At 69.5% G+C, this 25016-nt stretch carries 23 protein-coding genes and 1 riboswitch; of the genes, 16 read left to right on the top strand and 7 right to left on the bottom strand.

Annotation, left to right across the window (positions count from 1 at the left end; all coding sequences use genetic code 11):
• The first annotated feature begins 91 nt into the window (after nucleotides 1-91).
• Both HDA39_RS16645 and serA read left to right on the top strand, forming a co-directional pair.
• The gene (locus HDA39_RS16645; protein ID WP_184796115.1) at nucleotides 92-1315 is read left to right on the top strand and encodes a serine protease family protein; all 1224 of its coding nucleotides are present in this window, start codon (nucleotides 92-94) and stop codon (nucleotides 1313-1315) included.
• Nucleotides 1316-1411: 96 nt separating this feature from the next.
• Nucleotides 1412-3010, top strand: coding sequence for a phosphoglycerate dehydrogenase (gene serA, locus HDA39_RS16640; RefSeq protein ID WP_184796114.1), 1599 nt, complete (start codon nucleotides 1412-1414; stop codon nucleotides 3008-3010).
• Nucleotides 3011-3161: 151 nt separating this feature from the next.
• Here the strand turns inward: serA and HDA39_RS16635 are convergent, their stop codons facing one another.
• Nucleotides 3162-3728: a class I SAM-dependent methyltransferase gene (locus HDA39_RS16635; protein WP_184796113.1), complete on the bottom strand. Its 567-nt coding sequence runs from the start codon at nucleotides 3726-3728 to the stop codon at nucleotides 3162-3164.
• A 149-nt stretch (nucleotides 3729-3877) separates the two neighbouring features.
• Here HDA39_RS16635 and HDA39_RS16630 point away from each other — a divergent pair, with 149 nt between their 5' ends.
• From HDA39_RS16630 to HDA39_RS16605, 6 genes are all read left to right on the top strand, one after another.
• Nucleotides 3878-4042 (top strand): hypothetical protein, encoded by a 165-nt coding sequence (locus HDA39_RS16630; protein ID WP_184796112.1) that lies wholly within the window; start codon nucleotides 3878-3880, stop codon nucleotides 4040-4042.
• A complete protein-coding gene (locus tag HDA39_RS16625; protein ID WP_184796111.1) occupies nucleotides 4039-5091 on the top strand; it encodes a 3-isopropylmalate dehydrogenase in 1053 nt (350 codons plus the stop codon). The genes HDA39_RS16630 and HDA39_RS16625 overlap by 4 nt, the downstream gene beginning before the upstream one ends.
• Nucleotides 5092-5181: 90 nt before the next feature.
• A complete protein-coding gene (locus tag HDA39_RS16620; protein ID WP_184796110.1) occupies nucleotides 5182-6273 on the top strand; it encodes a branched-chain amino acid aminotransferase in 1092 nt (363 codons plus the stop codon).
• Between the two features lie 48 nt (nucleotides 6274-6321).
• On the top strand, nucleotides 6322-6720 hold the full coding sequence (locus HDA39_RS16615; protein ID WP_184796109.1) for a hypothetical protein: 399 nt from the start codon (nucleotides 6322-6324) through the stop codon (nucleotides 6718-6720).
• Between the two features lie 232 nt (nucleotides 6721-6952).
• Nucleotides 6953-8542, top strand: coding sequence for a citramalate synthase (gene cimA, locus HDA39_RS16610; protein ID WP_184796108.1), 1590 nt, complete (start codon nucleotides 6953-6955; stop codon nucleotides 8540-8542).
• Complete coding sequence (locus HDA39_RS16605; protein WP_184796107.1) at nucleotides 8539-8796, top strand: hypothetical protein; 258 nt, start codon at nucleotides 8539-8541, stop codon at nucleotides 8794-8796. The genes cimA and HDA39_RS16605 overlap by 4 nt, the downstream gene beginning before the upstream one ends.
• Here the strand turns inward: HDA39_RS16605 and HDA39_RS16600 are convergent.
• From HDA39_RS16600 to HDA39_RS16590, 3 genes are read right to left on the bottom strand one after another with little or no spacing between them, the layout of a single operon-like run.
• On the bottom strand, nucleotides 8783-10090 hold the full coding sequence (locus tag HDA39_RS16600) for an MGH1-like glycoside hydrolase domain-containing protein (RefSeq protein WP_184796106.1): 1308 nt from the start codon (nucleotides 10088-10090) through the stop codon (nucleotides 8783-8785). The two genes, HDA39_RS16605 and HDA39_RS16600, sit on opposite strands and share 14 nt — an antisense overlap.
• Entirely contained in the window at nucleotides 10087-10881 is a 795-nt protein-coding gene (locus HDA39_RS16595; protein ID WP_202893020.1) for a sugar phosphate isomerase/epimerase family protein, read from the bottom strand. Before HDA39_RS16595 ends, HDA39_RS16600 begins: the two co-directional genes overlap by 4 nt.
• A complete protein-coding gene (locus HDA39_RS16590; RefSeq protein ID WP_184796105.1) occupies nucleotides 10881-11891 on the bottom strand; it encodes a zinc-binding dehydrogenase in 1011 nt (336 codons plus the stop codon). Before HDA39_RS16590 ends, HDA39_RS16595 begins: the two co-directional genes overlap by 1 nt.
• 86 nt (nucleotides 11892-11977) lie before the next feature.
• Here HDA39_RS16590 and HDA39_RS16585 point away from each other — a divergent pair, with 86 nt between their 5' ends.
• The 8 genes from HDA39_RS16585 (at nucleotide 11978) to HDA39_RS16550 (ending at nucleotide 19623) form a co-directional block, all read left to right on the top strand.
• The gene (locus tag HDA39_RS16585; RefSeq protein WP_184796104.1) at nucleotides 11978-13357 is read left to right on the top strand and encodes an ABC transporter substrate-binding protein; all 1380 of its coding nucleotides are present in this window, start codon (nucleotides 11978-11980) and stop codon (nucleotides 13355-13357) included.
• A 7-nt stretch (nucleotides 13358-13364) separates the two neighbouring features.
• Nucleotides 13365-14354: a carbohydrate ABC transporter permease gene (locus tag HDA39_RS16580; RefSeq protein WP_184796103.1), complete on the top strand. Its 990-nt coding sequence runs from the start codon at nucleotides 13365-13367 to the stop codon at nucleotides 14352-14354.
• Nucleotides 14351-15217, top strand: a complete 867-nt coding sequence (locus HDA39_RS16575; protein ID WP_184796102.1) for a carbohydrate ABC transporter permease — start codon at nucleotides 14351-14353, stop codon at nucleotides 15215-15217. Before HDA39_RS16580 ends, HDA39_RS16575 begins: the two co-directional genes overlap by 4 nt.
• Nucleotides 15198-16376 (top strand): ROK family protein, encoded by a 1179-nt coding sequence (locus HDA39_RS16570; RefSeq protein ID WP_184796101.1) that lies wholly within the window; start codon nucleotides 15198-15200, stop codon nucleotides 16374-16376. Before HDA39_RS16575 ends, HDA39_RS16570 begins: the two co-directional genes overlap by 20 nt.
• Nucleotides 16377-16442: 66 nt before the next feature.
• A complete protein-coding gene (locus HDA39_RS16565) occupies nucleotides 16443-16877 on the top strand; it encodes a MarR family transcriptional regulator (RefSeq protein WP_202893019.1) in 435 nt (144 codons plus the stop codon).
• The gene (locus HDA39_RS16560; protein ID WP_202893018.1) at nucleotides 16874-18340 is read left to right on the top strand and encodes an MFS transporter; all 1467 of its coding nucleotides are present in this window, start codon (nucleotides 16874-16876) and stop codon (nucleotides 18338-18340) included. The genes HDA39_RS16565 and HDA39_RS16560 overlap by 4 nt, the downstream gene beginning before the upstream one ends.
• A gap of 14 nt (nucleotides 18341-18354) precedes the next feature.
• Nucleotides 18355-18936 carry an isochorismatase family protein gene (locus tag HDA39_RS16555; protein WP_184796100.1) on the top strand — a complete coding sequence of 194 codons (582 nt, stop codon included), beginning with the start codon at nucleotides 18355-18357 and terminating at the stop codon, nucleotides 18934-18936.
• A gap of 435 nt (nucleotides 18937-19371) precedes the next feature.
• Nucleotides 19372-19623, top strand: coding sequence for a hypothetical protein (locus tag HDA39_RS16550; protein ID WP_184796099.1), 252 nt, complete (start codon nucleotides 19372-19374; stop codon nucleotides 19621-19623).
• A gap of 273 nt (nucleotides 19624-19896) precedes the next feature.
• On the opposite strand, the gene HDA39_RS16545 is transcribed toward HDA39_RS16550, so the two are convergent.
• From HDA39_RS16545 to HDA39_RS16535, 3 genes are all read right to left on the bottom strand, one after another.
• Nucleotides 19897-20958 carry a ribonucleotide-diphosphate reductase subunit beta gene (locus HDA39_RS16545; protein WP_184796098.1) on the bottom strand — a complete coding sequence of 354 codons (1062 nt, stop codon included), beginning with the start codon at nucleotides 20956-20958 and terminating at the stop codon, nucleotides 19897-19899.
• Nucleotides 20955-23885 (bottom strand): ribonucleoside-diphosphate reductase subunit alpha, encoded by a 2931-nt coding sequence (locus HDA39_RS16540; RefSeq protein ID WP_184796097.1) that lies wholly within the window; start codon nucleotides 23883-23885, stop codon nucleotides 20955-20957. Before HDA39_RS16540 ends, HDA39_RS16545 begins: the two co-directional genes overlap by 4 nt.
• 131 nt (nucleotides 23886-24016) lie before the next feature.
• Nucleotides 24017-24173, bottom strand: a riboswitch (cobalamin riboswitch).
• Between the two features lie 58 nt (nucleotides 24174-24231).
• Nucleotides 24232-24813, bottom strand: a complete 582-nt coding sequence (locus HDA39_RS16535) for a DinB family protein (RefSeq protein ID WP_184796096.1) — start codon at nucleotides 24811-24813, stop codon at nucleotides 24232-24234.
• Nucleotides 24814-25016: the final 203 nt, after the last annotated feature.

Here is a 25016-nt window from a genome sequence, read left to right as displayed (position 1 = left end):
GTACCGACGACGCCCAGGTCACCGCGTGTGGCCTGGGCGTCGCTCCGTTGTCTGACAGAATCGGGACCGGACCGGACTGGGGGAGGCAGGGATGGCTGAGCAGGGCCGCGGCGACCTGCCACGCCCGCCGCGCCGGATCCCGAGTTGGGCGAGCGAGAACGACGAGACGCGCCTGCCGAGCGGTCCGGGGACGACGATCGAGCCACGCCGGCGGACGGTGGACGGGGGAGCAGGCAGCGAGCCGCCGTTGCCGCCGAGGTTCCGGCCGCGGTTCGTGCTGCCGCTGGTGGTGTTCGTGCTCGTGCTCGGAGCCGCAGCGGGGTGGTTGGTGCGGGCGGACAGCCTGAGCCTGGACCCCGGCGACGTGCTGGACTCCGCCGGGCCCGTCGTGGTGCGGGTGCTGGCGACGACCTGCGAGGGCACGGGCCAGGCGTCCGGTGTGATGCTGCCCGGTGGAACCGTGCTGACGGCGACGTCGGCGATCCGGTTTCCGGTCTCGGTCGCCGTACTGACCCAGGACGGCAAGGTCCGGCGGGTCACCGTACGAGGCGTCACCGCCGACGGGGTCGCCGTTCTGACGATGGCCGGCCGGGCGGACAAGCCGACGGCCGTCGTCGCGCCGAAACTCCCCGACCCGAAGGCGGACCGGGCACTGGTCGGGTACGACCTGACCGGACGGCAAGTCGTCTCGCAGGTCGGCACGGCCGAGCAGCCGATCCCGCTCACGGGCCTCGTCGACGCAGGCGCCCTCGGTGCGCCGATGGTCGACCGCAAAGGCCGCCTGATCGGTCTGCTCACCGGTGAGACCGTTGCTTCCGGCAAGATCATCGATCGCGACCGGTTGCCCCTGAGCCCGGACGCGGAGGGCGTCACCGCGGCGCCGACCAAGACCTGTCAGTCGCGCGGGCCGCAGAGCCCGGTCGAGCCCGATCTCGCGGTGGCGAACACCCCGCTGGCCGGCGAGGTCAACACCGCCCTGGCCGCCTACCTGAACACGCTCAACCTGCACGACTTCGACGCCATGCAGCTCACCTACTCGCAGCGGCTGCGCGCGCTGAGCTCGGCGAAGATCGACGAGAGCAAGCACGGTACGTCGTACGCGTTCGGCGCGGTGATCGAGAAGGTCAGCGCCGCCGGAGCGGCCGCGAACGCCGAGATGACCTTCACGGTGCTGTTCTCGCCGACCAGCGCGCAGGCCAAGGGACAGACGTGCGCGCAGCTGCGGATCCAGTACCACCTGGTCCGTGAGCAGCAGAAGCTGCGGATCGACGGGGCGGGAACGTTGAAGAACGAAGCGGGCTGTGAGACCGACTGAGCGTGACTCGGAGCAACTGGTAACATCGCAGTCAGCGGGCACAGCGCGGTGCTCTGTTTTGAGCCACCTACCGCTTCCCAGCAGGAGTTGTCTGTCATGACTGACGTCACCCGACCCGTCGTCCTGATCGCCGAAGAGCTGTCTCCCGCCACCGTCGAGGCCCTCGGGCCGGACTTCGAGATCCGGCACGCCAACGGTGCCGACCGCGCCGAGCTGATTCCCGCGATCGCCGACGTGGACGCGATCCTGATCCGCAGCGCCACCAAGGTCGACGCCGAGGCGCTGGCCGCGGCGAAGAAGCTCAAGGTCGTCGCCCGCGCGGGCGTCGGTCTCGACAACGTCGACGTCAAGGCCGCCACCCAGGCCGGCGTGATGGTCGTGAACGCCCCGACCTCGAACATCGTCAGCGCCGCCGAGCTCGCGGTCGCGCTGCTGCTGGCCGCGGCCCGCCGCGTCCCGGCCGCCGACCAGTCGCTGAAGAACGGCGAGTGGAAGCGCAGCAAGTACTCCGGTGTCGAGCTGTTCGAGAAGACCGTCGGCATCGTCGGCCTCGGCAAGATCGGTGTCCTGGTCGCGCAGCGGCTGGCCGCCTTCGGGATGAACGTGATCGCCTACGACCCGTACGTGCAGGCCGGTCGCGCCGCGCAGATGGGGGTCCGGCTCGCGTCCCTGGACGAGCTGCTGGCCGCGTCCGACTTCATCTCCGTGCACCTGCCGAAGACGCCGGAGACGATCGGCCTGATCGGTGACGAGCAGCTGCACAAGGTCAAGCCCGAGGTCATCATCGTCAACGCCGCCCGCGGTGGCATCGTCGACGAGCAGGCGCTGTACTCCGCGCTGAAGGAGGGCCGCGTCGCGGCCGCCGGGCTGGACGTGTTCGCCAAGGAGCCGTGCACCGACTCCCCGCTGTTCGAGTTCGAGAACGTCGTGGCCACCCCGCACCTGGGCGCGTCCACCGACGAGGCGCAGGAGAAGGCCGGGATCGCGGTCGCCAAGTCCGTGCGCCTCGCGCTGTCCGGCGAGCTGGTCCCGGACGCGGTCAACGTCCAGGGCGGCGTGATCGCCGAGGAGGTCCGCCCGGGCATCGCGCTGACCGAGAAGCTGGGCCGGATCTTCACCGCGCTGGCCGGTGGCGTCGCGCAGCAGCTCGACGTCGAGGTCCGCGGCGAGATCACGCAGTACGACGTGAAGGTGCTCGAGCTGGCCGCGCTGAAGGGTGTCTTCGCGGACGTCGTCGAGGACAACGTCTCCTACGTGAACGCGCCGCTGCTGGCCGCCGAGCGGGGCCTCGAGGTCCGGCTCGTCACCGACCACGACAGCCCGGAGCACCGCAACCTGATCACCCTGCGCGGCACGCTGGCCGACGGCGGCCAGGTGTCGGTGTCCGGCACGCTGGTCGGTGTCAAGCAGTCCGAGCGGCTGGTCGAGATCGACGGGTTCGACCTGGAGATCGAGCTGTCGGCACACCTGGCGTTCCTCAGCTACGAGGACCGTCCGGGCATCGTCGGCGCGGTCGGCCGGATCCTGGGCGAGTCCGACATCAACATCGCGGGCATGCAGGTCAGCCGGGACCGCAAGGGCGGCAAGGCGCTGGTCGCGCTGAGCGTCGACTCGAGCATCCCGCCGGCCAAGCTGGACGACATCGCGTCCGCCGTACAGGCCGACACCGCGCGGACCGTCGACCTGGAGGCCTAGGCGTGACTGTGACACTCCTGGGGCAGCACTGACCCCAGGAGACCGTCACACTTGAAGTGCAGGACCGGCCTGCCGCCCGCAGGCGCATGGCGGCCGGCCAGGGCCCGAGCCCCTCCCACCCGGGAGGCGTGGCTCGGGCCCACCTGTGTTTCTAGCGCCGAGTGGCGAGCAGTACGGCGGCGTCGGGGGCGACCATCACCTCGACGGTGGTGAAGCGCTTGTCCTGCAGCCACTCCTGGCGCAGGGTGTCGACGCGGCCCTCGTACATCGGGGGCCAGACCGCGGACGGCGTGAAGTCGTCGAGGACGACGAACCCGCCGGGCTCGACCACCTCGGCGACCACGTCGCGGGCGGACAGCTTCGCCTCGCGCGCGTCGACGAACAGCAGTGAGAACGGGCCGCGCTCGATCAGCGCGGTCCAGTCCGCCTCGACGACCTCGATCCGCTCGTCGGCGGCGAACAGCTCGGCCACCGCCTTGGCGAGCTCGGGATCACTCTCGGCGGTGACGATCTTCGTCCCTTCGGCCACGCCGCTGCGCAGCCAGGCCGAGCCGACCCCGCAGCCCGTGCCGAGTTCGCCGACCGTACCGGTCCGCGACGCCGCAAGGGTCGCGAGCAGCCGGCCGGTCTCGTTACGGGTCGAGCTGACGAATCCGCGCCGGCCGGACAGGCTGAGGGCCGCCGACACCAGCGGCGGCAGTTCTGGGGGAGCGCTCACCGGTTGAGAGTTGCACAGCTTCGGTCCAGCGCTGTCACTGGTATCTCACATAGTGGGACGTAGTGCCCGCATTGTGGTGAAATAGTCGGACGTCAGAGTAATTTTGGAGCCACCCTGCCGCCCGCGAGACCCTGATCGGGAGGAGCAGCATGTACGACATGTACCCAGCCAACTGGCCCGCGATCGATGCTTCCGAGCGCAAGACGGCCCGGCGTCGCCGGCCCGCTCGCGCGGCGAGCGAGACCGCGTCCGAGGCCCGGGCCGTCCAAGAGGCCATGAACCGCCGCGACAACGGGGGAGAACCCAAGAAGTGAGCACACAGAAGACCTTCACGCTGGCCGTCGTCGGTGGCGACGGGATCGGGCCCGAGGTGACGGCCGAGGCACTCAAGGTGCTCGACGCGGTCAGCGCGGTCCACGGCGTGACGTTCGACCGGACCGAGTACGACCTGGGCGCGAAGCGCTGGCACGCGACCGGCGAGACGCTGCCGGACGCCGAGCTCGCGGAGATTCGCCAGCACGACGCGATCCTGCTCGGCGCCGTCGGCGACCCGACCGTGCCGTCCGGCGTTCTCGAGCGTGGTCTGCTGCTCAAGCTGCGGTTCGCCCTGGACCACTACGTGAACCTGCGGCCGTCGAAGATCTACCCGTCGGTGGGTTCCCCGCTGGCCGCCCCGGGCGAGGTCGACTTCGTCGTCGTCCGCGAGGGCACCGAGGGCCCGTACGTCGGCAACGGCGGCGCCCTGCGCGTCGGCACGCCGGCCGAGATCGCCACCGAGGTGTCGGTCAACACGGCGTACGGCGTGGAGCGGGTCGTCCGGGACGCGTTCGCGCGGGCCCAGGCCCGGCCGCGCAAGAAGCTCACGCTCGTGCACAAGAACAACGTGCTCGTGCACGCCGGGCACCTGTGGAAGCGGACCGTCGACGCGGTCGCGACCGAGTTCCCCGACATCGCGGTCGACTACCTGCACGTGGACGCGGCGACCATCTTCCTGGTCACCGACCCGGCGCGGTTCGACGTGATCGTCACCGACAACCTGTTCGGCGACATCCTCACCGACCTCGCCGCGGCGATCAGCGGTGGGATCGGGCTGGCCGCGAGCGGCAACATCAACCCGGACAAGACCGCGCCGAGCATGTTCGAGCCGGTGCACGGCTCCGCGCCGGACATCGCCGGTCAGCAGAAGGCGGACCCGACCGCGGCGATCCTGTCGGCGGCGCTGCTGTGCGACCACCTCGGCCTGACCGAGGCCGCGGCCGCGATCGAGGCCGCGGTGACCGCGGACATCGAGGAGCGCACCGCCGGTGGCGCCCGGACCACGTCGGAGATCGGTGACGCGATCGCCAAGCGCGCGGCCGGGTGATGAGATGGCTTCGCTCGACTGCCGGACACCAGCGTCAGGCGGCCGTTTCGGCGCTCGCCTGACCAGTTGTTCGAGAGGTACGGTGCGCACATGAGCGCCGATCTGCAGTTCACCGTTGAGCCCAACACCCAACCGGCCAGCGACGACCAGCGCGCCACGATCCTGGCGAACCCAGGGTTCGGGCAGTACTTCACCGACCACATGGCGATCGCCACGTGGAACGCGGAGTTCGGCTGGCACGACGCGAGGATCACCGCCTTCGGACCGCTGGAGCTGTCTCCGGCGACCTCGGTGTTCCACTACGCCCAGACCATCTTCGAGGGGATGAAGGCCTACCGGCACCCCGACGACTCGATCCACACCTTCCGGCCCGACGCCAACGCGGCCCGGTTCAACCGGTCGGCGCACCGACTCGCGCTGCCGGAGCTGCCGGAGACGGCCTTTCTCGACTCGCTGACCAAGCTGGTCGAGCTGGACAAGGCGTGGGTGCCCAGTGGCGGCGAGACCTCGCTGTACCTGCGGCCGTTCATGTTCGGCTCGGACCCGTTCCTCGGTGTCCGCCCGTCGGCCCAGGTCACGTACTGCGTGATCGCGTCGCCGGCCGGCTCGTACTTCGCCAAGGGCGTCAAGCCGGTCCGGATCTGGCTCAGCGAGGAGTACACCCGCGCCGCGCCCGGTGGGACCGGCGCGGCCAAGACCGGTGGCAACTACGCCTCGTCGCTGCTGGCCCAGGCCGAGGCGATCGAGCAGGGCTGCGACCAGGTCGCGTTCCTGGACGCGGTCGAGAAGAAGTGGGTCGAAGAGCTCGGCGGGATGAACCTGTACTTCGTGCTCGACGACGGCTCCGTGGTCACCCCCGAGCTGTCCGGCACGATCCTCGAGGGCGTCACCCGGGACTCGATCCTGAAACTCGTCACCGACCTCGGCCACACCGTCACCGAGCGCAAGATCTCGATCGACGAGTGGCGCGACGGCGCGGCGTCCGGCCGGATCCGCGAGGTGTTCGCCTGCGGTACGGCGGCCGTCATCACGCCGGTCGCGTCCCTGAAGTGGAACGGCGGCGAGGTCCAGGTCGCCGACGGCAACGGCGGCCCGGTCACCGCGGCGGTCCGCAGTGCGCTGCTCGACCTCCAGTACGGCCGGACCCCGGACACCCACGGCTGGATGAGCAGGATCTGCTGACCTCGTTTTCAAAGTATTTCTTCAGGTGCGTTCGGTAGGGTCGCCGCCATGAGCGACTTTCCGGACGACGTCGACCGGTACTACGCGGAGCTCGCCCGGGTGCGGGAGTGGGACGAAGGCACCCGGGCAGCCTTTCGCGCCTCGGTCGAGCTGATCCGCGACCTGGATCGCGGGACCGCCGCGCGGACCTTCGGGGCGCGGGCCGACGAGGACGGCACGGATCGGCTGTTCGAGGCGGTGTGGCACGAGCGGGAGTGGGTCGTCGTCCGGGAGCTGCACGTCGGCGAGGACGGCGCGATCACCCGGTACTGGTGGCAGCGGATCGAGGACGAGCGTGGCGGGCTGACCGACCAGGCGCTCGACCGCGACGAGTGGGGCCTGCGGGCCCTGGACCGGGACGACTTCTACACGGCCTGGGACACCCCGGAATGGTCGCTCACCGCCTGAGCACGAGACTGCGGCGCACGCCGCAGTACTGATCGGCGTACTGGATGTTCGCGTTGCGAGACATTTCGTTCCGTCGGCCACGGGCTGTGGCAGACTGAAAAATGTCATGAAGAACTTCCGGGTCATTATTGGCTAGGCGCGCTCAGCAGCAGGACCTGAGCGCGCAGACCTCTCGCACCGTGCGGGAGGTTTTTTGTTTGCCTGATGCCCCCATCCACCGGAAGGTGACCCCGTGAGCGGATCCGACGATTTCCACGTCTACGACACCACTCTGCGCGACGGCGCGCAGCAGGAGGGTCTGGCGCTGTCCGTGGCCGACAAGATCGCCATTGCGCAGCACCTGGACGACTTGGGCGTCGGGTTCATCGAGGGTGGCTGGCCGGGTGCGGTCCCGAAGGACACCGAGTTCTTCGCCCGGGCGCGGACCGAGCTGCACCTGCGGCACGCGACGTTCGCCGCGTTCGGCGCGACCTGCAAGCCGGGAGCGGTCGCGGCCGACGACCCGCAGGTCGCCGCGCTGCGGGACTCCGGCGCGGACGTCGTCACGCTGGTTGCCAAGAGCCACGACGCGCACGTCGAGCGGGCGCTGCGGACGACGCTCGACGAGAACCTGCGGATGGTCGCGGACACCGTGAAGCACCTGCGCGAGCACGGCCAGCGGGTGTTCCTCGACACCGAGCACTTCTTCGACGGGTACCGGGCCAACCAGGCGTACGCGCTCGAGGTGGTCCGGGTCGCGGCCGAGGCCGGCGCCGACGTGGTCGCGCTGTGCGACACCAACGGCGGCTCGCTGCCGCGCGAGCTGCAGGACGTCGTACGGGAAGTACTGGAGGCGACCGGGGCGCGGCTCGGCATCCACGCCCACAACGACGGCGGCTGCGCGGTGGCGAACTCGATCGCGGCCGTGGAGGCCGGGGCGACGCACGTGCAGGGCACGATCAACGGGTACGGCGAACGGACCGGCAACGCGGACCTCCTGGCCGTCGTGGCCAACCTCGAGCTCAAGCGCGGGATGGAGCTGCTCCCGCCGGGCAAGCTGGCCGAGTCGTTCCGGATCGCGCACGCGATCGCCGAGGTGACCAACGTCCCGTCGTCCGCGCGGCAGCCGTACGTCGGGCTGTCGGCGTTCGCCCACAAGGCCGGGCTGCACGCCAGCGCGATCAAGGTCGACCCGGATCTCTACCAGCACACGGATCCGGCGCTGGTCGGCAACGACATGCGAATGCTGGTCTCCGAGATGGCCGGGCGGGCGAGTGTCGAGCTGAAGGGCCGCGAGCTCGGGTTCGACCTCGGCAACGACAAGGACCTGGTCGGGCGGGTGACCGAGCGGGTCAAGGAGATGGAGGCCCGCGGGTACACCTTCGAGTCGGCCGACGCGTCGTTCGAGCTGCTGCTGACCGAGGAGGTCACCGGCGAGCGGGCGAGCTTCTTCGACGTCGAGTCGTGGCGGGTGATCACCGAGTCGCGCGCCGAGGGCGAGGCGGTCTCCGAGGCGACGGTGAAGTTGGTAGCCGGCGGCGAGCGCGAGGTGGTCACCGGTGAGGGCAACGGTCCGGTCAACGCGTTGGACCACGCGCTGCGCGCCGCGATCGAGCGGGCCTACCCGGTGGTGAACAAGTTCGACCTGGTCGACTACAAGGTGCGGATCCTCGACCAGGGGCATGGGACGGACGCGGTCATCAGAGTCCTCATCCAGACCGGTGACGGAGAGGGATCGTGGGTGACCGTCGGGGTCGGCCACAACATCGTCGAAGCGTCCTGGGAGGCGCTCGTCGATGGCGTCACGTTCGGTCTGCTGCGTCACAAGGAGGTCGTGCGATGACTGCCGTGGTCGAGTACGCCGAGCCCGAGCTGCTGACTCGTCCGCAGACTGTCTTCACGGCGCAGATCGTGGAGACGCGCGGCCTGCTCGCGCGGATCGCCGTGCTGCTCAACCCGTACGACGTCCGCACGATCAGCCTGTGCCTGGAGCGGTGCGAGCTGCGCATCGTTGTCGAGGGCAACGGGTTCGACGCCGGGCGGGTGGCCGCCCGGCTCGACAAGGTGATCGGCGTGCTGGACGTCACCTACAGCTGAGCAAGTCCAAGGTGACTGCGGCGGTCCAGCTGAAGATCTGGGCGCCGCGCGGCGAGCCGTCGTACGGGTCGACGTACTCGGCGAAGTCGGTGCTGTCGGCAAGCTTCAGCAGGTCGTCCCGCAGCTGGTCGGCCTGGTCCTGCTCGTTGAGGGTCGTCAGGCCCCGGTGGATCAGCCAGGCGGTGTTGAACCAGCTCGGGCCGCGCCAGTAGCGCTCGCGCTCGAAGGCGGGACCGGTGAGGTCGTAGCTCGGGACGAGGTGGACCTGCCCGAGCCCGAAGCGCTCGCCGCGGGCGGTGGCCAGGAGGTCGGCGGCTTGTGGGAGACCGGGGACGATCAGTGGGATCAGGCCGGAGATGGTGCCGGCCGGCACGAGCACGCCCGGAGCGCCCGCCTCCGCGCTCCCCGCACTTCCGCTCGCGACCTCCGCGCTTGCGCGGAGGTCGCGAGCGTGGAAGAGGCCGTTGGTGAAGAGCTCGCCCAGCGCCTTCGTCAGTTCTTCGGCGGCCTTCAAGTGGTGGGTGGGATCCAGGCCGAGGGCTTCCGCGATGTCTGCCAGTGCGTGCTCGGAGGCGATCAGCAGCGCGTTGAACGCCGGATCATCGAGGGCGAACTCGAAGGGCGTGGCGGCGTCGTCGTACTGGTGGTCCCGGTAGGTCGCCGCGAGTTGGACGTAGCGGCCGTAGTCGAGATCGGTGGGGCGGTCAGCCGGGCTGGCGTGGTCGGTGTCCCGGCGGGTGAACGAGTCGAGCGGTGCGGGGGTGACTCGCGCCAGCGCGTCGTCCCAGGCCGGGCTGTTGTCCATGCCGGACTCCCAGGGGTGGACGATCGCGACCAACCCGCGGCCGCCGAGGTCGCGGCGGGTGCGGAGATAGGTGTGCCAGGCAACGAGCTTGGGGTAGACGCGGGGGAGGAAGCCCCGGCGTACGGATTCGGCCTCGTCGGCTTGGTGGGTGAGCCAGGCGGCCAGCGCGTGCACCGGGGGCTGGATGATGCCCGAGGTTTCGACGCCGCCGGTCGTCGTGGCCTGCCAGAAGTCGGGGCCGGGGAAGTAGGCGTCGCGGGCGACGGCGGGGGAGAAGCTGATGTGCGGGATCCGGCCGTCGGACCACTGGGAGCCGAACAACGATTCCAGCTCGACCTGGGCGCGACGGGGTGAGAGGTGGCGCAGGCCGATGGCGATGAACGCCGAGTCCCAGCTCCACTGGTGTGGATAGAGCGAGCGGGACGGGACCGTGGAATGGCCGGTCCAGTTGCCGAGAAGGACCTGCTTCGCCGCTGATCGCAGGCTCATACGTACCGCCTGACGACGGCCGGGATCGAGCGGACCGCCTCGATCGGGTCGCCGGTGAGACGGCACTCGACGGCCAGGTAGCGGTCGTAGCCGATGGCATCGAGTGCGCCGAGGAACGCGGCCCAGTCGAGGTGGCCGGCGCCGGGCTGAAAGCGGTTGGAGTCGCTGAGCTGCACGTGCCCGACGTACGGCGCCTGGGCAACGATCGAGGCCGACGGGTCGGTCTCCTCGATGTTCATGTGGTAGCTGTCGATGCCGATCCGGACCGCGTCGAGGCCGACCGCCTGGATCAGCTCGGCGGCTTGGTCGAGGCGGTTGACCATGTGGTCCTCGTACCGGTTCAGCGGTTCGAGGAACAGCTCGACGCCCTCGCGTGCCGCGTGCTCGCCGAGCTCACGGAGTCCGTCGAGCAGGACCTCGCGGTCCCCGGCCTCGTCGCGCGGCGGCTCGAACGGTGGGAGCCGGCGGGAGAACATCCCGTACGACGCCGGCGTCTGCGCGCCGAGTCCGCCGAGCTCGGCGATCACCGACAGCTCGACCTTCATCTGGACGATCGCGTCGGCGCGCTGGTCGGGGTCGAAGGCGCCGAAGAAGTGCAGCATGTCGACACAGACGGTCGGCATCACGACGCCGTCCGCCTTGGCCTTGTGGAGCTCGGGCAGACGGTCGCGGAAGCTCAGTTCGCCCTTGCCGCGCAGCTCGATGCCGTCGTACCCGGCGGCGGTGGCGAACTCCCACTTCTCCTGCAACGTCGCACCCGGCAACAGTTGCTCCTGGCATGCGATCTTCATCAGAACTCCAGTACTACTTGCAGGGCGTCCCCGGGACGCGTGTCGAGCAGGACGTAGGCGTCGGCGGCGTCTTCGACGGGGACGCGATGGGTGATCAGAGGTTCCGGATCGACGGCGCCGCGGCCGACCAGCTCGAGGAAGCCGCGCTGCAGGCGGTCGACGGACCAGCGGTTGGCCAGCTCGGGAGGAACGCCGCCGATCTGCGAGCTGATCAGCTCGACGCGGTTGTGGTGGAACTCCTCACCGAGGCGGAGGCCGGTGCCGTCGCCTTGGTAGAAACCAGAGGCAACCACCCGCCCGCCGACACCCACGGAACGGGTGGCCTCGTGGAGAGCGGGGTAGACACCGGAGAGTTCGATCGCAGTGTCCACCGGATGGATCTGCTCCACGGCTGTGCCGGGGGCGAAGGAAGCAGCAGCGCCGTACTTCAGAGACTCCTCGCGGCGGGACTCGACTGCGTCGACGGTGACTACTTGTGCGCCCGAGAGTGTGGCCAGGCGGGTGGCCAGCAGGCCGATGACGCCCTGGCCGTAGATGGCGACGACGTCGCCGAGGGTGATGCGGGCCGAGAGGATCGCGTTGTAGGCGATCGCGCCGACGCGGGTGAAGGAGGCGGCAGCGAGGGAGACGCCGGTGGGGAGTTGGTGGCCGGCGAGTTTGTCCGCGGGGAGGACTGCTTCGCTGCGGTGGCCCCAGATGCCCCAGACCTGGTCGCCGACCGACAGGCCGTCGACGTCGGGAGCGACCTCGGTGATCTCGCCGGACTCGGAGTAGCCCCAGCCGACGACCGGGAACGAGACGCCGGCTTCGGCGTCGCGGAAGATGCGGGCGTCGGGGTCCCAGGTGCGGGTCAGGTACGGGTTCGTCCCCCGGTACGCCGTCAGTTCGGTGCCGGCCGAGATACCCGAATACGCCGTACGCACCCGGACGTGCCCGTCCGGCAGCGGCGGCGGGTCGAAGTCGACCACCTCGGCCACACGGGGAGCGGAGAACTGCACGACGCGAGCCACGGAAACCTCCAGTGCGACGGACTTAGGTCTTGTCAAAATACAATAGTCCTGATGTTATGCGTAAGTCAGCATCCCCAGGAGGATAGATGTCACGCTTCTTCAGGGCACTCTCCGTCGCGACGGTGCTCCTGCTGCTCAGTTCCTGCGGCAACGATTCCAGCGCCGGGGACGAGCGCAGCATCACCGTCTGGTCGCTCGAGAACGTGTCCGGGCGGCTGGAGACCACCCGGGCGATCTTCGAGAAGTTCACCGCCGAGACCGGCATCCAGGTGAAGCTCGTCGGGGTCGACGAGCCGCAGCTGAGCCAGTTGGTGATGTCCGCGGCGGCGGCCGGCAAGCTCCCCGACGTGATCGGCGCGGTCCCGCTGGCCGCGATCCAGCAGCTGTCCAGCAACGGCCTGCTCAACCCGGACGCCGCGGGCAAGGTCGTCGATGCGCTCGGCCCGAAGACCTTCGACCAGCGGGCGCTCGACCTGACCCGCGCCGGTGACCAGCAACTCGCCGTACCGTCGGACAGTTGGACCCAGCTGCTCTACTACCGCAAGGACCTGTTCGCCGCGGCCGGCCTGCCCGCGCCCACGTCGTACGACGCGATCGAGAAGGCCGCGCAGACGCTGAACAAGGGCGGCACCGAAGGTATCTCGATCGCCACCGACCCAGCCGACCCGTTCACCCAGCAGAGCTTCGAGTACTTCGGCCTGGCGAACAACTGCCAACTGGTCGACGCCGGCGGCAAGGTCACGCTCGACAGCCCGCCGTGCAAGGAGGCGTTCCGCTTCTACGGTGACCTGGCCACGAAGTACTCCGCGGCCGGGACGCAGACCGTCGACTCCACGCGGGCGGCGTACTTCGCGGGCAAGTCGGCGATGGTGGTCTGGTCGTCGTTCCTGCTCGACGAACTCGCCGGGCTGCGGGAGGACGCGCTGCCGAGCTGCGAGCCGTGCGCGAAGGACAAGAACTGGCTGGCCGGTAACACCGGTGTGGTGACCGCGGTCCAGGGCCCGGACGGCGCCGAACCCGCGCAGTTCGGCGAGGTGACCGGCTGGACGGTGACGAAGACGGCGAAGGCCGACGCCTCCCAGCAGCTGGTGCAGTACATGCTCGACCAGGGCTACGAGGACTGGTTCGGGATGGCTGCCGAGGGCAAGTTCCCGGTCCGGCACGGGACGACGACCGACCCGGACAAGTTCGACCAGGCCTGGGACAAGGCCGACATCGGCGTCGACACCCGCAAGCCGCTGGCCGCGATCTACCCGGCCCCGGTGATCGCCGAGCTGCGTGGCGGGATCGGCAAGATGCAGCGCTGGGGCATCACCGAGGGACAGGGCGCGCTGGTCGGCGCCACGCTCGGCGAGCTTCCGGTGCCGAAGGCCATTAGTGCGCTGGCCAGTGGGCAGGTCGATGCCGACGAAGCCGCGCGGCAGGCGACGGCCGACGTCGCCGCGATCCAGGACTCGCTCGGGTGAGGCAGAGATGACAACCGTGACCGACAAGCCCGCGGCCGTTCAGCCGCCCGCACCGCGCCGCCGCAAGCAGCAGAATGCCCGCCGCCGTGAGGAGAACCGGGCCGGCCTGACGCTGGTCTCGCCGACGCTCGTGATCGTGCTGGTCGTCGTCGTGCTGCCGATCCTGTGGACGCTGCTGCTCGCGTTCCAGAACGTCCGGCTGGTCGACATCCAGAGCCAGGGCCTGTGGGGTCACTGGACCCTGCGCAACCTCGAACGCGTCTTCAGCTCGCCCGGCTTCTGGTCGTCGCTGTGGACCACCGTCGTCTACACGGTCGGCTCGACGCTCGGCTCGATCGTGGTCGGCCTGATCGCCGCGCTCGCGCTGCGCAAGCCGTTCCGCGGCCGGGCGCTGATCCGCGGCGCGATGCTGCTGCCGTACGTCGCTCCGGTGGTGGCGGTCGCGTTCGTCTGGCAGGTGCTGCTCAGCCCCGACCTCGGGGTCGTGAACCACTTCGGCGTCGAGTGGCTCGGCTGGGACCGGCCGATCGCCTTCCTGACCCAGCGCTCCTACGACGTACTCGGAGTCCCGGTCCCGATGGCGCTGTTCACGGTGATCGCGTTCGAGACCTGGCGGTACTTCCCGTTCGCGTTCCTGTTCCTGATCGCCCGGATGCAGGCCGTGCCGGCGGTGCTCGAGGAAGCGGCAGTGGTCGACGGGACCACGCCGTGGCAGCGGTTCCGGTTCATCCTGCTGCCGCAGCTGATGCCGGTGATCGCGCTGCTGTCGGTGCTGCGGTTCATCTTCACGTTCAACAAGTTCGACGACGTCTACCTGCTCACCGGGGGCGGCGCGGGCACGGACGTGGTCGCGGTCCGGGTGTACCGGTTCCTGACCGCGCGGTTCGACGTCGGGCTCGCATCGGCGCAGGCGGTCGTGCTGGCCGTCGTACTGATCGTGCTGCTCGGGCTGTACTTCCGCTTCTTCGGTCGTCGCGTGCAGGAGGACCAGGCATGACCAGGGACGCTTTCCAGATCCGCTTCTTCGGGATCATGCGGTGGGTGGTGATCGCCGTGCTGGTGATCGCGACGCTGTTCCCCTTCTACTACATGGTGTTGCTGTCGGTGAAGCCGATCGACGAGCTGCTGCTCGACCCCGGCCGGATCTGGGTGTCGGCCAAAGAGTTCAGCCTCGACTCGTACCGGTCGGTGCTGACCTCGGTCGAGAACGGCGGCCAGGGCTTCCCGCTGATGCTGCGCAACTCCGCGATCGTCTCGATCGGCGCGATGCTGCTCACGCTGCTGGTCGCGATCCCGGGCGCGTACGCCGTCAGCCGGCTGCGCTTCACCGGGCACCGCAAGGTGAGCGCGCTGTTCCTCGGCGTTTACCTGTTCCCGGCGACGCTGCTGGCCGTGCCGCTGTTCGTGATGTTCGCGAAGGTCGGTCTGCAGGGCAGCCTGATCGGGCTGATCGTCGTCTACATCGCGCAGACCGTGCCGGTCGCGATCTACATGCTGCGCAGCTACTTCAGCACCGTGCCGGTCAGCATCGAGGAGGCGGCCGCGATCGACGGGCTGTCCCGGTTCCAGATCCTGCGCAAGGTGGTGCTGCCGCTGGCGGCGCCGTCGGTGATGGCGACATCCCTGTACGTTTTCATGATCGCGTGGAACGAGTTCCTGTTCGCGTTGCTGTTCCTGGCGGCCGAGCCGGACCACTGGACGGTGTCGCTCGGGCTGCAGCAGTTGGCGAACGGGGTGGAGGTGCCGAAGACCGTGCTGATGGCAGGATCCGTCGTACTGACGCTGCCGGTGGTACTCATGTTCTACGGCGCCGAACGGTTGCTGACGGAAGGGCTGACGAGTGGGGCAGACAAGGGCTGACGCGACGACGTCCGCGGGACGGCTGCTGCACCTCGTCCGGACCGGCCAGGCCGGGACCCGCGGGGAGCTGCAGGAGCTGTCCGGGCTGTCGCGCTCGACGCTCGGCCAGCGGATCGAGCCGCTGCTCGGCAACGGCTGGCTGGTCGAGGCGGGATCGACCGTCTCGACCGGCGGCCGGCCGCCGGTGGTGCTGCGGTTCGACGTACAGCATGCCGTCGTACTGGCGGCTGATCTCGACACCCGGCACGCGCGGGCCGCGGTGATGGACCTGGCGGGCGGCGTACTGGCCGAGCACTCGGGGGAGCTGGTCATTGCCGACGGCCCGGATGTCGTGCTGGACACGTTGTCCGACTGGTTCGACAGGCTGCTCGCCGAGGCCGGGCGTTCAGCTGACGAACTGGCCGGGATCGGGGTGTCGGTGCCCGGGCCGGTCGAGTTCGACACCGGGCTGGTGATCCGGCCGCCGATCATGCCGGGCTGGGACGAGTACCCGATCCGCGAGCACCTGCGCCGCCGGTACGACGTACCGGTGCTGGTCGACAACGACGCGAACGCGATGGCGCTGGGCGAGCAGTCGGCGGGCTATCCGGACTCACCGGCGTTCGTGCTGGTGAAGGTGTCGACCGGAATCGGCGCGGGCGTGGTGATCGGGGACACGGTGTTCCGCGGGATCGACGGCGGTGCCGGGGACATCGGGCACATCCGCGTCCGGGACGCGGGCGACGCGAAGTGCCAGTGCGGGTCGATCGGGTGCCTGGCCGCGGTGGCCAGTGGTGGTGCGCTCGCGTCGGCGCTGACCGAGCTCGGGGTCACGGCGCGGTCCGGCGCCGACGTACGGGCGTTGCTGCAATCGGGTCAGCCGGACGCGTTGCGGCTTGCGCGGGAGGCCGGCCGGCGGGTGGGTGAGGTGCTGGCGACGGTGGTGAGCGTGATCAATCCCGGGGTGCTGATGATCGCGGGGGATCTGGCGCACACGGACTTCGTGGCCGGGGTGCATGAGGTGCTCTATCAGTCGACGTTGCCGCGGGCGACCCGGCATCTGACGGTGGCGACCGGGCAGCTGGCGGACCATGCCGCGTTGGACGGGATGGCGCGGCTGGTGGTGAACGAGGTGTACTCGCCGGCGGCTGTTGACGCGCGGCTGGCGGGGGCGGGTTAGGCGCTGCCTGGACCGGAATGGACAGGCTGGACTGATCAGTTTGGACTGAAGGTCTAGGGTGGAGGGGTGGAGATCTCGGAATCGGCCGTGCAGGCGGCCGGCGATGTACGGGTAGTGCTCGGGCGGGTGCGCCGGCGGCTGCGGGAGTTGGCCGCGGCCGAGGACCTGACGCCGTCGCAGTCGTCGGTGCTGAGCCGGCTGGACAAGGACGGACCGGCGACGGCGAGCGCGCTGGCGACGGCGGAGCGGGTCCGGCCGCAGTCGATGGCGGCGACGGTCGGCGTACTGCTGGAGCTGGGGTTCGTTGCCCGGAGCCCTGATCCGCTGGACAAGCGGCGGCAGGTGTTGTCGTTGTCCGCGGCGGGGGTTGAGCACTTGCAGGGTGGGCGTCAGGTGCGGCAGGAATGGCTGGCTTCGGTTTTGCAGGAGCGGTTGAGCGAGGGGCAGCGGCGGGATTTGATCAGGGCGCTGGCGTTGCTGGACGAGGTGACTCAGGGGTGAGTTCTGGTGGGTCGGGGCGGGTGGGGTCGGCTGAGGTCGGTGCTTCGGTTGGTGCGGGTGCGTCGGCCGACGGCGATGCCTCGCGTGACGCCGATGCCTTGGCTGAGGCCGGCGGCTTGCCTGACGCGGGTGGGCGGTTCGATCGGCGGTTGATCGCGCCGATGATGCTCGGGTCGATTCTCAACCCGATCAACTCGTCGATGCTGGCGGTCGCGCTGATCCCGATCGGCGCGGCTTTCGGGGCCGGGCCGGCCGACACGGCTTGGCTGGTGACCGGGTTGTACCTGGCGACCGCCGTTGGGCAGCCGGTGATGGGCCGGCTGGTCGACCGCTACGGACCACGCCCCCTGTACTTGATCGGTACGGCGCTCGTCGGCGTCGCCGGTCTGCTCGGCGCGCTGGCGCCGTCGCTCGGCGTACTGATCGCCTCGCGAGTGCTGCTCGGGTTCGGGACCTCGGCGGCGTACCCGGCGTCGATGTCGCTGATCCGCAGCGAGGCCGACCGGACCGGGATGGCCAGCCCGACGGGAGTGCTGAGCGCGTTGTCGATCGCCAACCAGGTGATCGCGGTGATCGGGCCGACGCTGGGCGGGCTGCTGATTGGGCTCGGCGGGTGGCATCTGATCTTCACCGTGAACGTGCCGCTGTCGCTGGCGTGTGTCGTGCTCGGCTTCGTGTGGTTGCCCCGGGCAAGGGCCTCGGCCGGCGAAGGACGGCTGGACGTGGCGGGGATCCTGTTGTTCGCGGCGATGCTGGTCAGCTTCATGTTCTTCCTGATGAAGCCGAGCTGGTCCACGGTAGTGCTGGTCGGGGTGGCGGTGGCGTTCGGCGTCGCGTTCACCTGGCGGGAGCTGCGCGCGGCCGATCCTTTCATCGACCTGCGAGTGCTCGGAGGGAACGGGCCGCTGCTGGCGACGTACGGACGGCAGATCTGCACCTTCGTGGTCTCGTACTCGTTCCTCTACGGCTTCACCCAGTGGCTGGAGGAAGGGCGGTCGCTCAGCGCGCCGACGGCGGGGCTGGTGCTGCTGCCGATGTCGCTGGCCGCGGTGACGATCACGGCGATCACCGGGCGGAGTGCCGCGGTCCGGGGGAAGTTGGTGGCCGGGAGCATCATTCTGCTCGTTGCCTGTGGCGCGCTTCAGATTGCTGGCGCGGGGAGTGCGTTGTGGGTGCTGGTTGGGCTCGGCGTACTGGCCGGGTTCCCGCAAGGGCTGAACGGGCTGGCCAACCAGAACGCGCTGTACCACCAAGCGGATCCGGCGCGGATGGGGTCGTCCGCGGGTCTGCTCCGTACGTGTACCTACCTCGGCGCGCTGACTGCCGCCGCGGCCAATGCCTCGTTCTTCTCCGACGGTGCGACCACTTCCGGTCTGCACGAACTGTCCTGGTTCCTGCTCGGTGTCGGCGTCCTGCTGTTCGTCCTCACCGTGCTGGACCGATCCCTCACCCGAATCAAGTGAAAGGCCTTCCTCCCGTGGCTGTCACCACTCTCGACGAACGCACCGCGCTGGTCGTCATCGACCTCCAGAACGCCGTCGCCGCCCTCCCCGTCGCGCCGTACTCCGCCGCCGACGTCATCACCCGCACCGCCGAACTGGCCACCGCCTTCCGTGCCCGTTCCTTGCCGGTCGTCCTGGTCCGAGTCCGTGCCACTCCAGCCGACTCGGTCCCCGGCCGTACGGAGTACCAACGCCCGAGCGGCGGCACGCCCGTACCCGACGGCTCCGACATCGTCCCCGCCCTGGCTGGTCATCCCGAAGACATCATCGTCACCAAACGCAACTGGGGCGGCTTCTACGGCACGGACCTCGACCTCCACCTGCGCCGCCGAGGCATCACCCAGATCGTCCTCACCGGCATCGCCACAAGCATCGGCGTCGACACCACCGCCCGCGAGGCCTACGCCCACGGCTACCACGTCACCCTCGCCACCGACGCAATGTCAGACCTGTCGGCCGAGGGCCACGCCTTCACCCTCCAAACAATCTTCCCCCGCCTGGGCGAATCAGGCACAACAACCGAAATCCTCGAACTACTAGAAAAGCCCCGCCCATAGGAGGCTCCCGCCGGGTGCCGGGTGCCGGGTGCCGGGTGCCGGGTGCCGGGTGCCGCGTGCCGCGTGCCTGCTGTCGGAGGCTGCCTGCTGCTCGGCGCCCGGCGTCCACCGCCCTGCGCGTGCCGCCGGCGCTGAGCGTGGTCGATTAGCCTGCCGCCTGCGCCGCAGCGCAGGCGGCTACCGCACCGAGCCGGCTACCGCACCGAGCCGGCTACCGCACCGAGCCGGCTACCGCACCGAGCCGGCTACCGCACCGAGCCGGCTACCGCACCGAGCCGGCTACCGCACCGAGCCGGCTACCGCACCGAGCCGGCTACCGCACCGAGCCGGCTACCGCACCGAGCCGGCTACCGCACCGAGCCGGCTGCTGCCCGGCACCCGCCGGCTGCCGACCCGGCCCACCGCCTAGGCCGCGGCGTCAGCAGGCTGGGCGTGGTGACCACCGCACCGAGCCCGTCCGCCGCCTGCAGCCAACGCGGCGGCGTCGTACAGCAGGAGGTCGAGTGTGTGGTGACCACCGCACCGAGCTGCCGCCCGCCCGTCCGCCGCTCGGCGCCTGCCGCCTACGCCGCGGCGTCGTACGGCAGAACGCTGAGTGTGGTGGCCACTGCACCGGGCCTCGTGCCGCTCGCCGCTTGCGGACCTCGCCTGCCGCGTACGTCGAGGCGCCGTACGGCAGGACGCTGAGTGTGGAGGCCGCGGCGCCGAGCCGCCGTCCGTGGCTTGCCGGCCTCGTCTGCGCTCGCCAACTGCGCGCGGCGCGGTACAGCAGCAGGCTGAGTGTGGTCGCCACTGCGCCGAGTTGCCCGACGTCCGTAGCGGCTGGTGAGCCGCCGGCCCCCTGCAGCTTGCCGACCCCACCCGTCGCCGCTTGTTCTCGGTGGCGTTCGCCCCCGCTCGTGGTGCGGGTGGGGGCGAACGGGGATGCGAGGTGACTCTGTGCGCGAGGGGTTTGCTGGGTTAGTCCCAGGTGAGGCCTGAGGCTGACTGGTACTCGATGACTCGGGTTTCGAAGAAGTTCTTTTCCTTCTTGAGGTCCATCACCTCGGACATCCAGCCGAAGGGGTTGCGGGTTTCGTTGAAGATCGGCTGGATGCCGATTTGTTCGGCGCGGCGGTCGGTGACGAAGTGCATGTACTGCTCGCACAGGTCTGCCGTGAGGCCGAGCATGCCGTTGGGCATGGTGGCGCGGCCGTAGGCGACCTCCAGTTCGCAGGCTTCGGTGAGCATCTGGCGGACCTCGGCCTGGAACTCGGGCGTCCACAGCTGCGGGTTCTCCAGCTTGATCTGGTTGATGCAGTCGATGCCGAAGTTCAGGTGGATCGACTCGTCGCGCAGGATGTACTGGTACTGCTCGGCGATGCCGACCATCTTGTTGCGCCGGCCGAGCGACAGGATCTGGGCGAAGCCGGTGTAGAACCACATGCCCTCGAAGACCACGTAGAACGCGATCAGGTCGCGCAGGAAGTCGGTGTCGGCCTCCGGCGTGCCGGTCCGGAAGTTGCCGTCCTCCAGGTGCCGGGTGTACTTCAGCGCCCAGGCGTCCTTGTCGGCGATCGACGGGACCTCGCGGTACATGTTGAACAGCTCGCCCTCGTCCAGCCCGAGCGAGGTGCAGATGTACTGGAAGGTGTGCGTGTGCACGGCCTCCTCGAACGCCTGGCGCAGCAGGTACTGCCGGCACTCGGGGTTGGTCAGCTGGCGGTAGACCGCGAGCACGATGTTGTTCGCGACCAGGGACTCCGCGGTGGCGAAGAAGCCGAGGTTGCGCTTCAGCATGAGGCGCTCGTCCTCGGTCAGGCCGTCCTTGCTCTTCCACAGCGAGATGTCGGCCTGCATCGAGACCTCGGTCGGCATCCAGTGGTTGTTGCAGGCGGCAAGGTACTTGTCCCAGGCCCACTGGTACTTCAGCGGGAGCAGCTGGTTGACGTCGGCGCGCGCGTTGATCATCGCCTTGTCGGCGACCTCGACCCGGCCCGCGCCGACGGTGATCTCACCGAGTCCGGTGGAGGTGGTGGTCACTGGCAGGCCTCGCAGTCAGGGTCGTCGATCTTGCACAGGGCAGGGGCCGGGAGCAACGTGTCGTCCATCGGGACGACCGGCACCGCCGGCGGGGGAGTGGCCGGCACCGCGGCGACCGGAGCGGGCACCGGGGCCGGAGCTGCTGCCGGAGCTGCAGCCGGGGCAACCGGTACGGCGTTGAGCCGGCCGTCGGTCCCCTTCAGCGTCGACTTCTCCACGTGGGTGGCCGACTGGGAGCGCAGGTAGTACGTCGTCTTCAGCCCGTACCGCCAGGCCGACCGGTACAGCTCGTCGAGCGCCTTGCCGGACGGGGCCGACATGTAGAGGTTGAGCGACTGCGCCTGGTCGATCCACTTCTGCCGCCGCGACGCCGCCTTGATCAGCCAGAGCGGCTCGATCTCGAACGCGGTCGCGTACAGCTCGCGCAGGTCGGCCGGGATCCGCTCGATCCGGGCCAGTACGCCGTCGTGGTACTTCAGATCGGAGACCATCACCTGGTCCCACAGCCCGCGCGCCTTCAGGTCGGCGACCAGGTACGGGTTGGCGACGGTGAACTCACCGGACATGTTCGACTTCACGAACAGGTTGCTGTACGTCGGCTCGATCGACTGGCTGACCCCGCAGATGTTGGAGATCGTCGCGGTCGGCGCGATCGCCAGCACGTTGGAGTTGCGCATGCCGTCCTTCAGCACCTTCGCGCGCAGCGCCTCCCAGTCGAGCGTCCGGCCGGTGTCGAGCTGGACGTCGCCGTTGCGCGCCGTCCGCAGCAGCTCGAGCGAGTCGATCGGCAGGACGCCCTGGCTCCACAGCGAACCGTCGTACGTCTGGTAGGTCCCGCGCTCGGCGGCGAGATCGGTCGAGGCCTCGATCGCGTGGTAGCTGATCGCCTCCATCGAGACGTCGGCGAACTCGACGGCCGCGTCGGAGGAGTACGGGATGCGCAGCGCGAACAGCGCGTCGGCGAAGCCCATCAGGCCGAGGCCGACCGGGCGGTGCCGCTGGTTCGCGCGCTCCGACTCCGGCGTGGTGTAGAAGTTCACATCGATCACGTTGTCGAGCATCCGGACCGCGGTCTTCACCGTGTCGCGCAGGAGCTCCGCGTCCAGGCCGGTCTCCGTCAGATGGGCGACCAGGTTGACCGAGCCGAGGTTGCAGACGGCGGTCTCGTCGACGGTGGTGTTCAGCGTGATCTCGGTGCACAGGTTGGAGGAGTGCACCACGCCGTCGTGCTGCTGCGGCGACCGCAGGTTGCAGGCGTCCTTGAAGGTGATCCACGGATGACCGGTCTCGAACAGCACGGTCAGCATCCGGCGCCACAGGTCGACGGCCTTGACCCGGCGGAACACCCGGATCTCGCCGCGGTCCGCGGCGGCCTCGTAGTTCTCGTACGCCGTCGCGAAGGCCGCGCCGTACAGGTCGTGCAGGTCCGGGACCTCGTCGGGGGAGAACAGCGTCCAGTCGCCGCCGGCCTCGACCCGCTGCAGGAACAGGTCGGGCACCCAGTTCGCCGTGTTCATGTCGTGGGTGCGGCGGCGCTCGTCACCGGTGTTCTTGCGCAGGTCGAGGAACTCCTCGATGTCCATGTGCCAGGTCTCGAGGTACGCACAGACCGCGCCCTTGCGCTTGCCACCCTGGTTGACCGCGACGGCGGTGTCGTTGGCGATCTTCAGGAACGGGACGACGCCCTGGGACTCGCCGTTGGTGCCGCGGATCTTGGCGCCGATGCCGCGGACCGGGGTCCAGTCGTTGCCCAGGCCGCCGGAGTACTTGGCCAGGAGGGCGTTGTTGCGGATGCCGGCGAAGATGCCGGACAGGTCGTCGTCGACCGTGGTCAGGAAGCACGACGACAGCTGCGGCCGCGTCGTACCGGAGTTGAACAGGGTCGGCGTCGACGACATGAAGCGGAACGAGCTGAGCAGCTCGTAGAACTCCAGCGCCCGGGTCTCGCGGTCGTCCTCCTTGAGCGCCATGCCCATCGCGACCCGCAGATAGAACGCCTGCGGCAGCTCGAAGCGGATCTTGTCGATGTGCAGCAGGTACCGGTCGTACAGGGTCTGCAGGCCGAGGAACGCGAAGTCCAGGTCGCGCTCGGGCCTGATCGCCGCGGCCAGCCGGCCGAGGTCGAAGGTGGCCAGCTCGGGGTCGAGCAGCCCGGCCTCGATCCCGGTGCTGATGTAGCGCGGGAAGTACTCGGCGTACGCCGTGCTCATGTCGGCCTGGGTCGCCTGCCGGGGCTCGCCGTGGACCCGGCCGAGCGTCTCGCGGCGGATCTGGTCGAGCAGCAGACGCGCGGCGGCCTGGCTGTACTGCGGCTCGGTCTCGACGTACGACCGGGCGGCCATCACCAGGGCGAGCTCGACCTCGTGCTGGGCGATGCCGTCGTAGCAGGAGCCGAGGGTCTCGTCGAGGATCTGCTCGGGGTCGACGGCGTCCAGACCGGCGGCCGCCTCGGCGATGACGAGGCGGAGACGGGCGACGTCCAGTGGCGCTGTGCTTCCGTCGGCAGCACGGACAGTGACGACCGGCGCCTTGGTGACCCCGGCCGCGTCAACCGGTGTCCGGGCCTTGGTGCGTTCTTCGCGGTACAGGACGTAGGCACGGGCGACCTGATGCTCTCCCGCGCGCATCAGAGCCAGCTCGACCTGGTCCTGGATGTCCTCGACCTGGACGCTCCGGCGCGAGTCACCGCGGCTGGTCAGAGCCGTGACGACTCGGGCGGTCAGATCGGTGACGAGGTCACGGACGCGGTGGCTGGTGCCGGCCTCGGCACCCTCGACGGCCAGGAAGGCCTTGCTCACGGCGACCGCGATCTTGGTCGGGTCGAACGCGGTGCTGGCGCCGTCGCGGCGGACGACGGTCAGCTGGGACGCGGACGCGTCGGGCAGCGCGCCCGATGCGGTCGGCGACGAAGACGAAACGATGGTCACAGGCGCTCTCTCCACGCGAGTTCCGGGGGACCACGACCTGTGGACGAGCGCGCGACGCAAGACAGTACGGCGAGTACGACTGCCTTGACGCCCACCGACCCACCCACGAGGTCTCGGACCGACGCGTACCGGCGGTACGCGCACCGGTGGCAGGTACTCGGACTCGCGGACGACCTGTCCGCTCACCGTTGCGGGGCAGCTCCGGACTCACACCGGATTCCCCTGTTGCCTCTGCCCGGCCGCGCTTGGTCGCGTCACCCGGGCAGAACCACCAGCACGCAGAACACTAGCGGTAGACCCCGACATGTAGTGCATTGACGCGCCGCGTGTCGCACATCTAGTGGTTTCAGGCAGCCAGTGCATGCAGATCCTGGAGTGTCATGATCTCGGATCCGTGATGGATCAGCTCCCGGTTGAGCCGCAGGACGACATGGCCGAACGGCTCCGCGGCGTCCAGCTCGGTGGCCTGACTGAGGCCGACCGTCGTCACCTGCTCCTCGTCCAGCGCGGCGATCGAGTCCTGCCAGGCGTCGACCCAGTGGGCCAGCCAGGCGACCGCGTCGCGGGCGTTTCCGTGCAGGGTGATGTCGGTGCGGCCCTGGATCCGCTCGCCGAAGGTCCACTCCCAGCGCTCGAAGAACGTCTCGGTCAGGTGCGCGATCAGCCAGGCGATCGTCCGCGGCCCACGATGGTCGGGCTCGTCCGGCCACTGCGCCACCCACTCACCCGATCCGAGGGACCGGAAGCGGCCGGCATGCCGGCGCCGTACGACGGTCAGCGCCTCGGCGCTCGGTCGCCAGAAGTACTCGTCGTCGGTCAGTGCCGCCAGTCGCCCGGCCAGCACCATCCAGCTGAAACCGAGCTGGCCCCGCACCATCGCCATCGCCGACGGTCGCTCCAGAATGTCCCAGTCGAACGGTTCCGGCATCACAGATCCTCACGCTCCCCGATTCCCCGCGGTTTGTCCTTGCATCGAACATGTGTTCGAATTGTGGTCGAGCGAACGCCGGAAAGTCAATCAGCGCAGCGTGTCGGTGCTGGCGCTTCCGGTGGTCGACTGCTATAGCAAGCGCGATCGGGGAGCTGGTGCCGAGTGAGACCCAAACGTGATTACTCAGCGTGGCCGACGGG

Origin of the sequence: Kribbella italica, assembly GCF_014205135.1 — a bacterium.
GTDB classification, from domain to species: Bacteria; Actinomycetota; Actinomycetes; order Propionibacteriales; family Kribbellaceae; genus Kribbella; species Kribbella italica.
The sequence above is the reverse complement of the archived record's forward strand: the minus strand, read 5'-3'. Positions and strand labels throughout refer to the sequence as shown.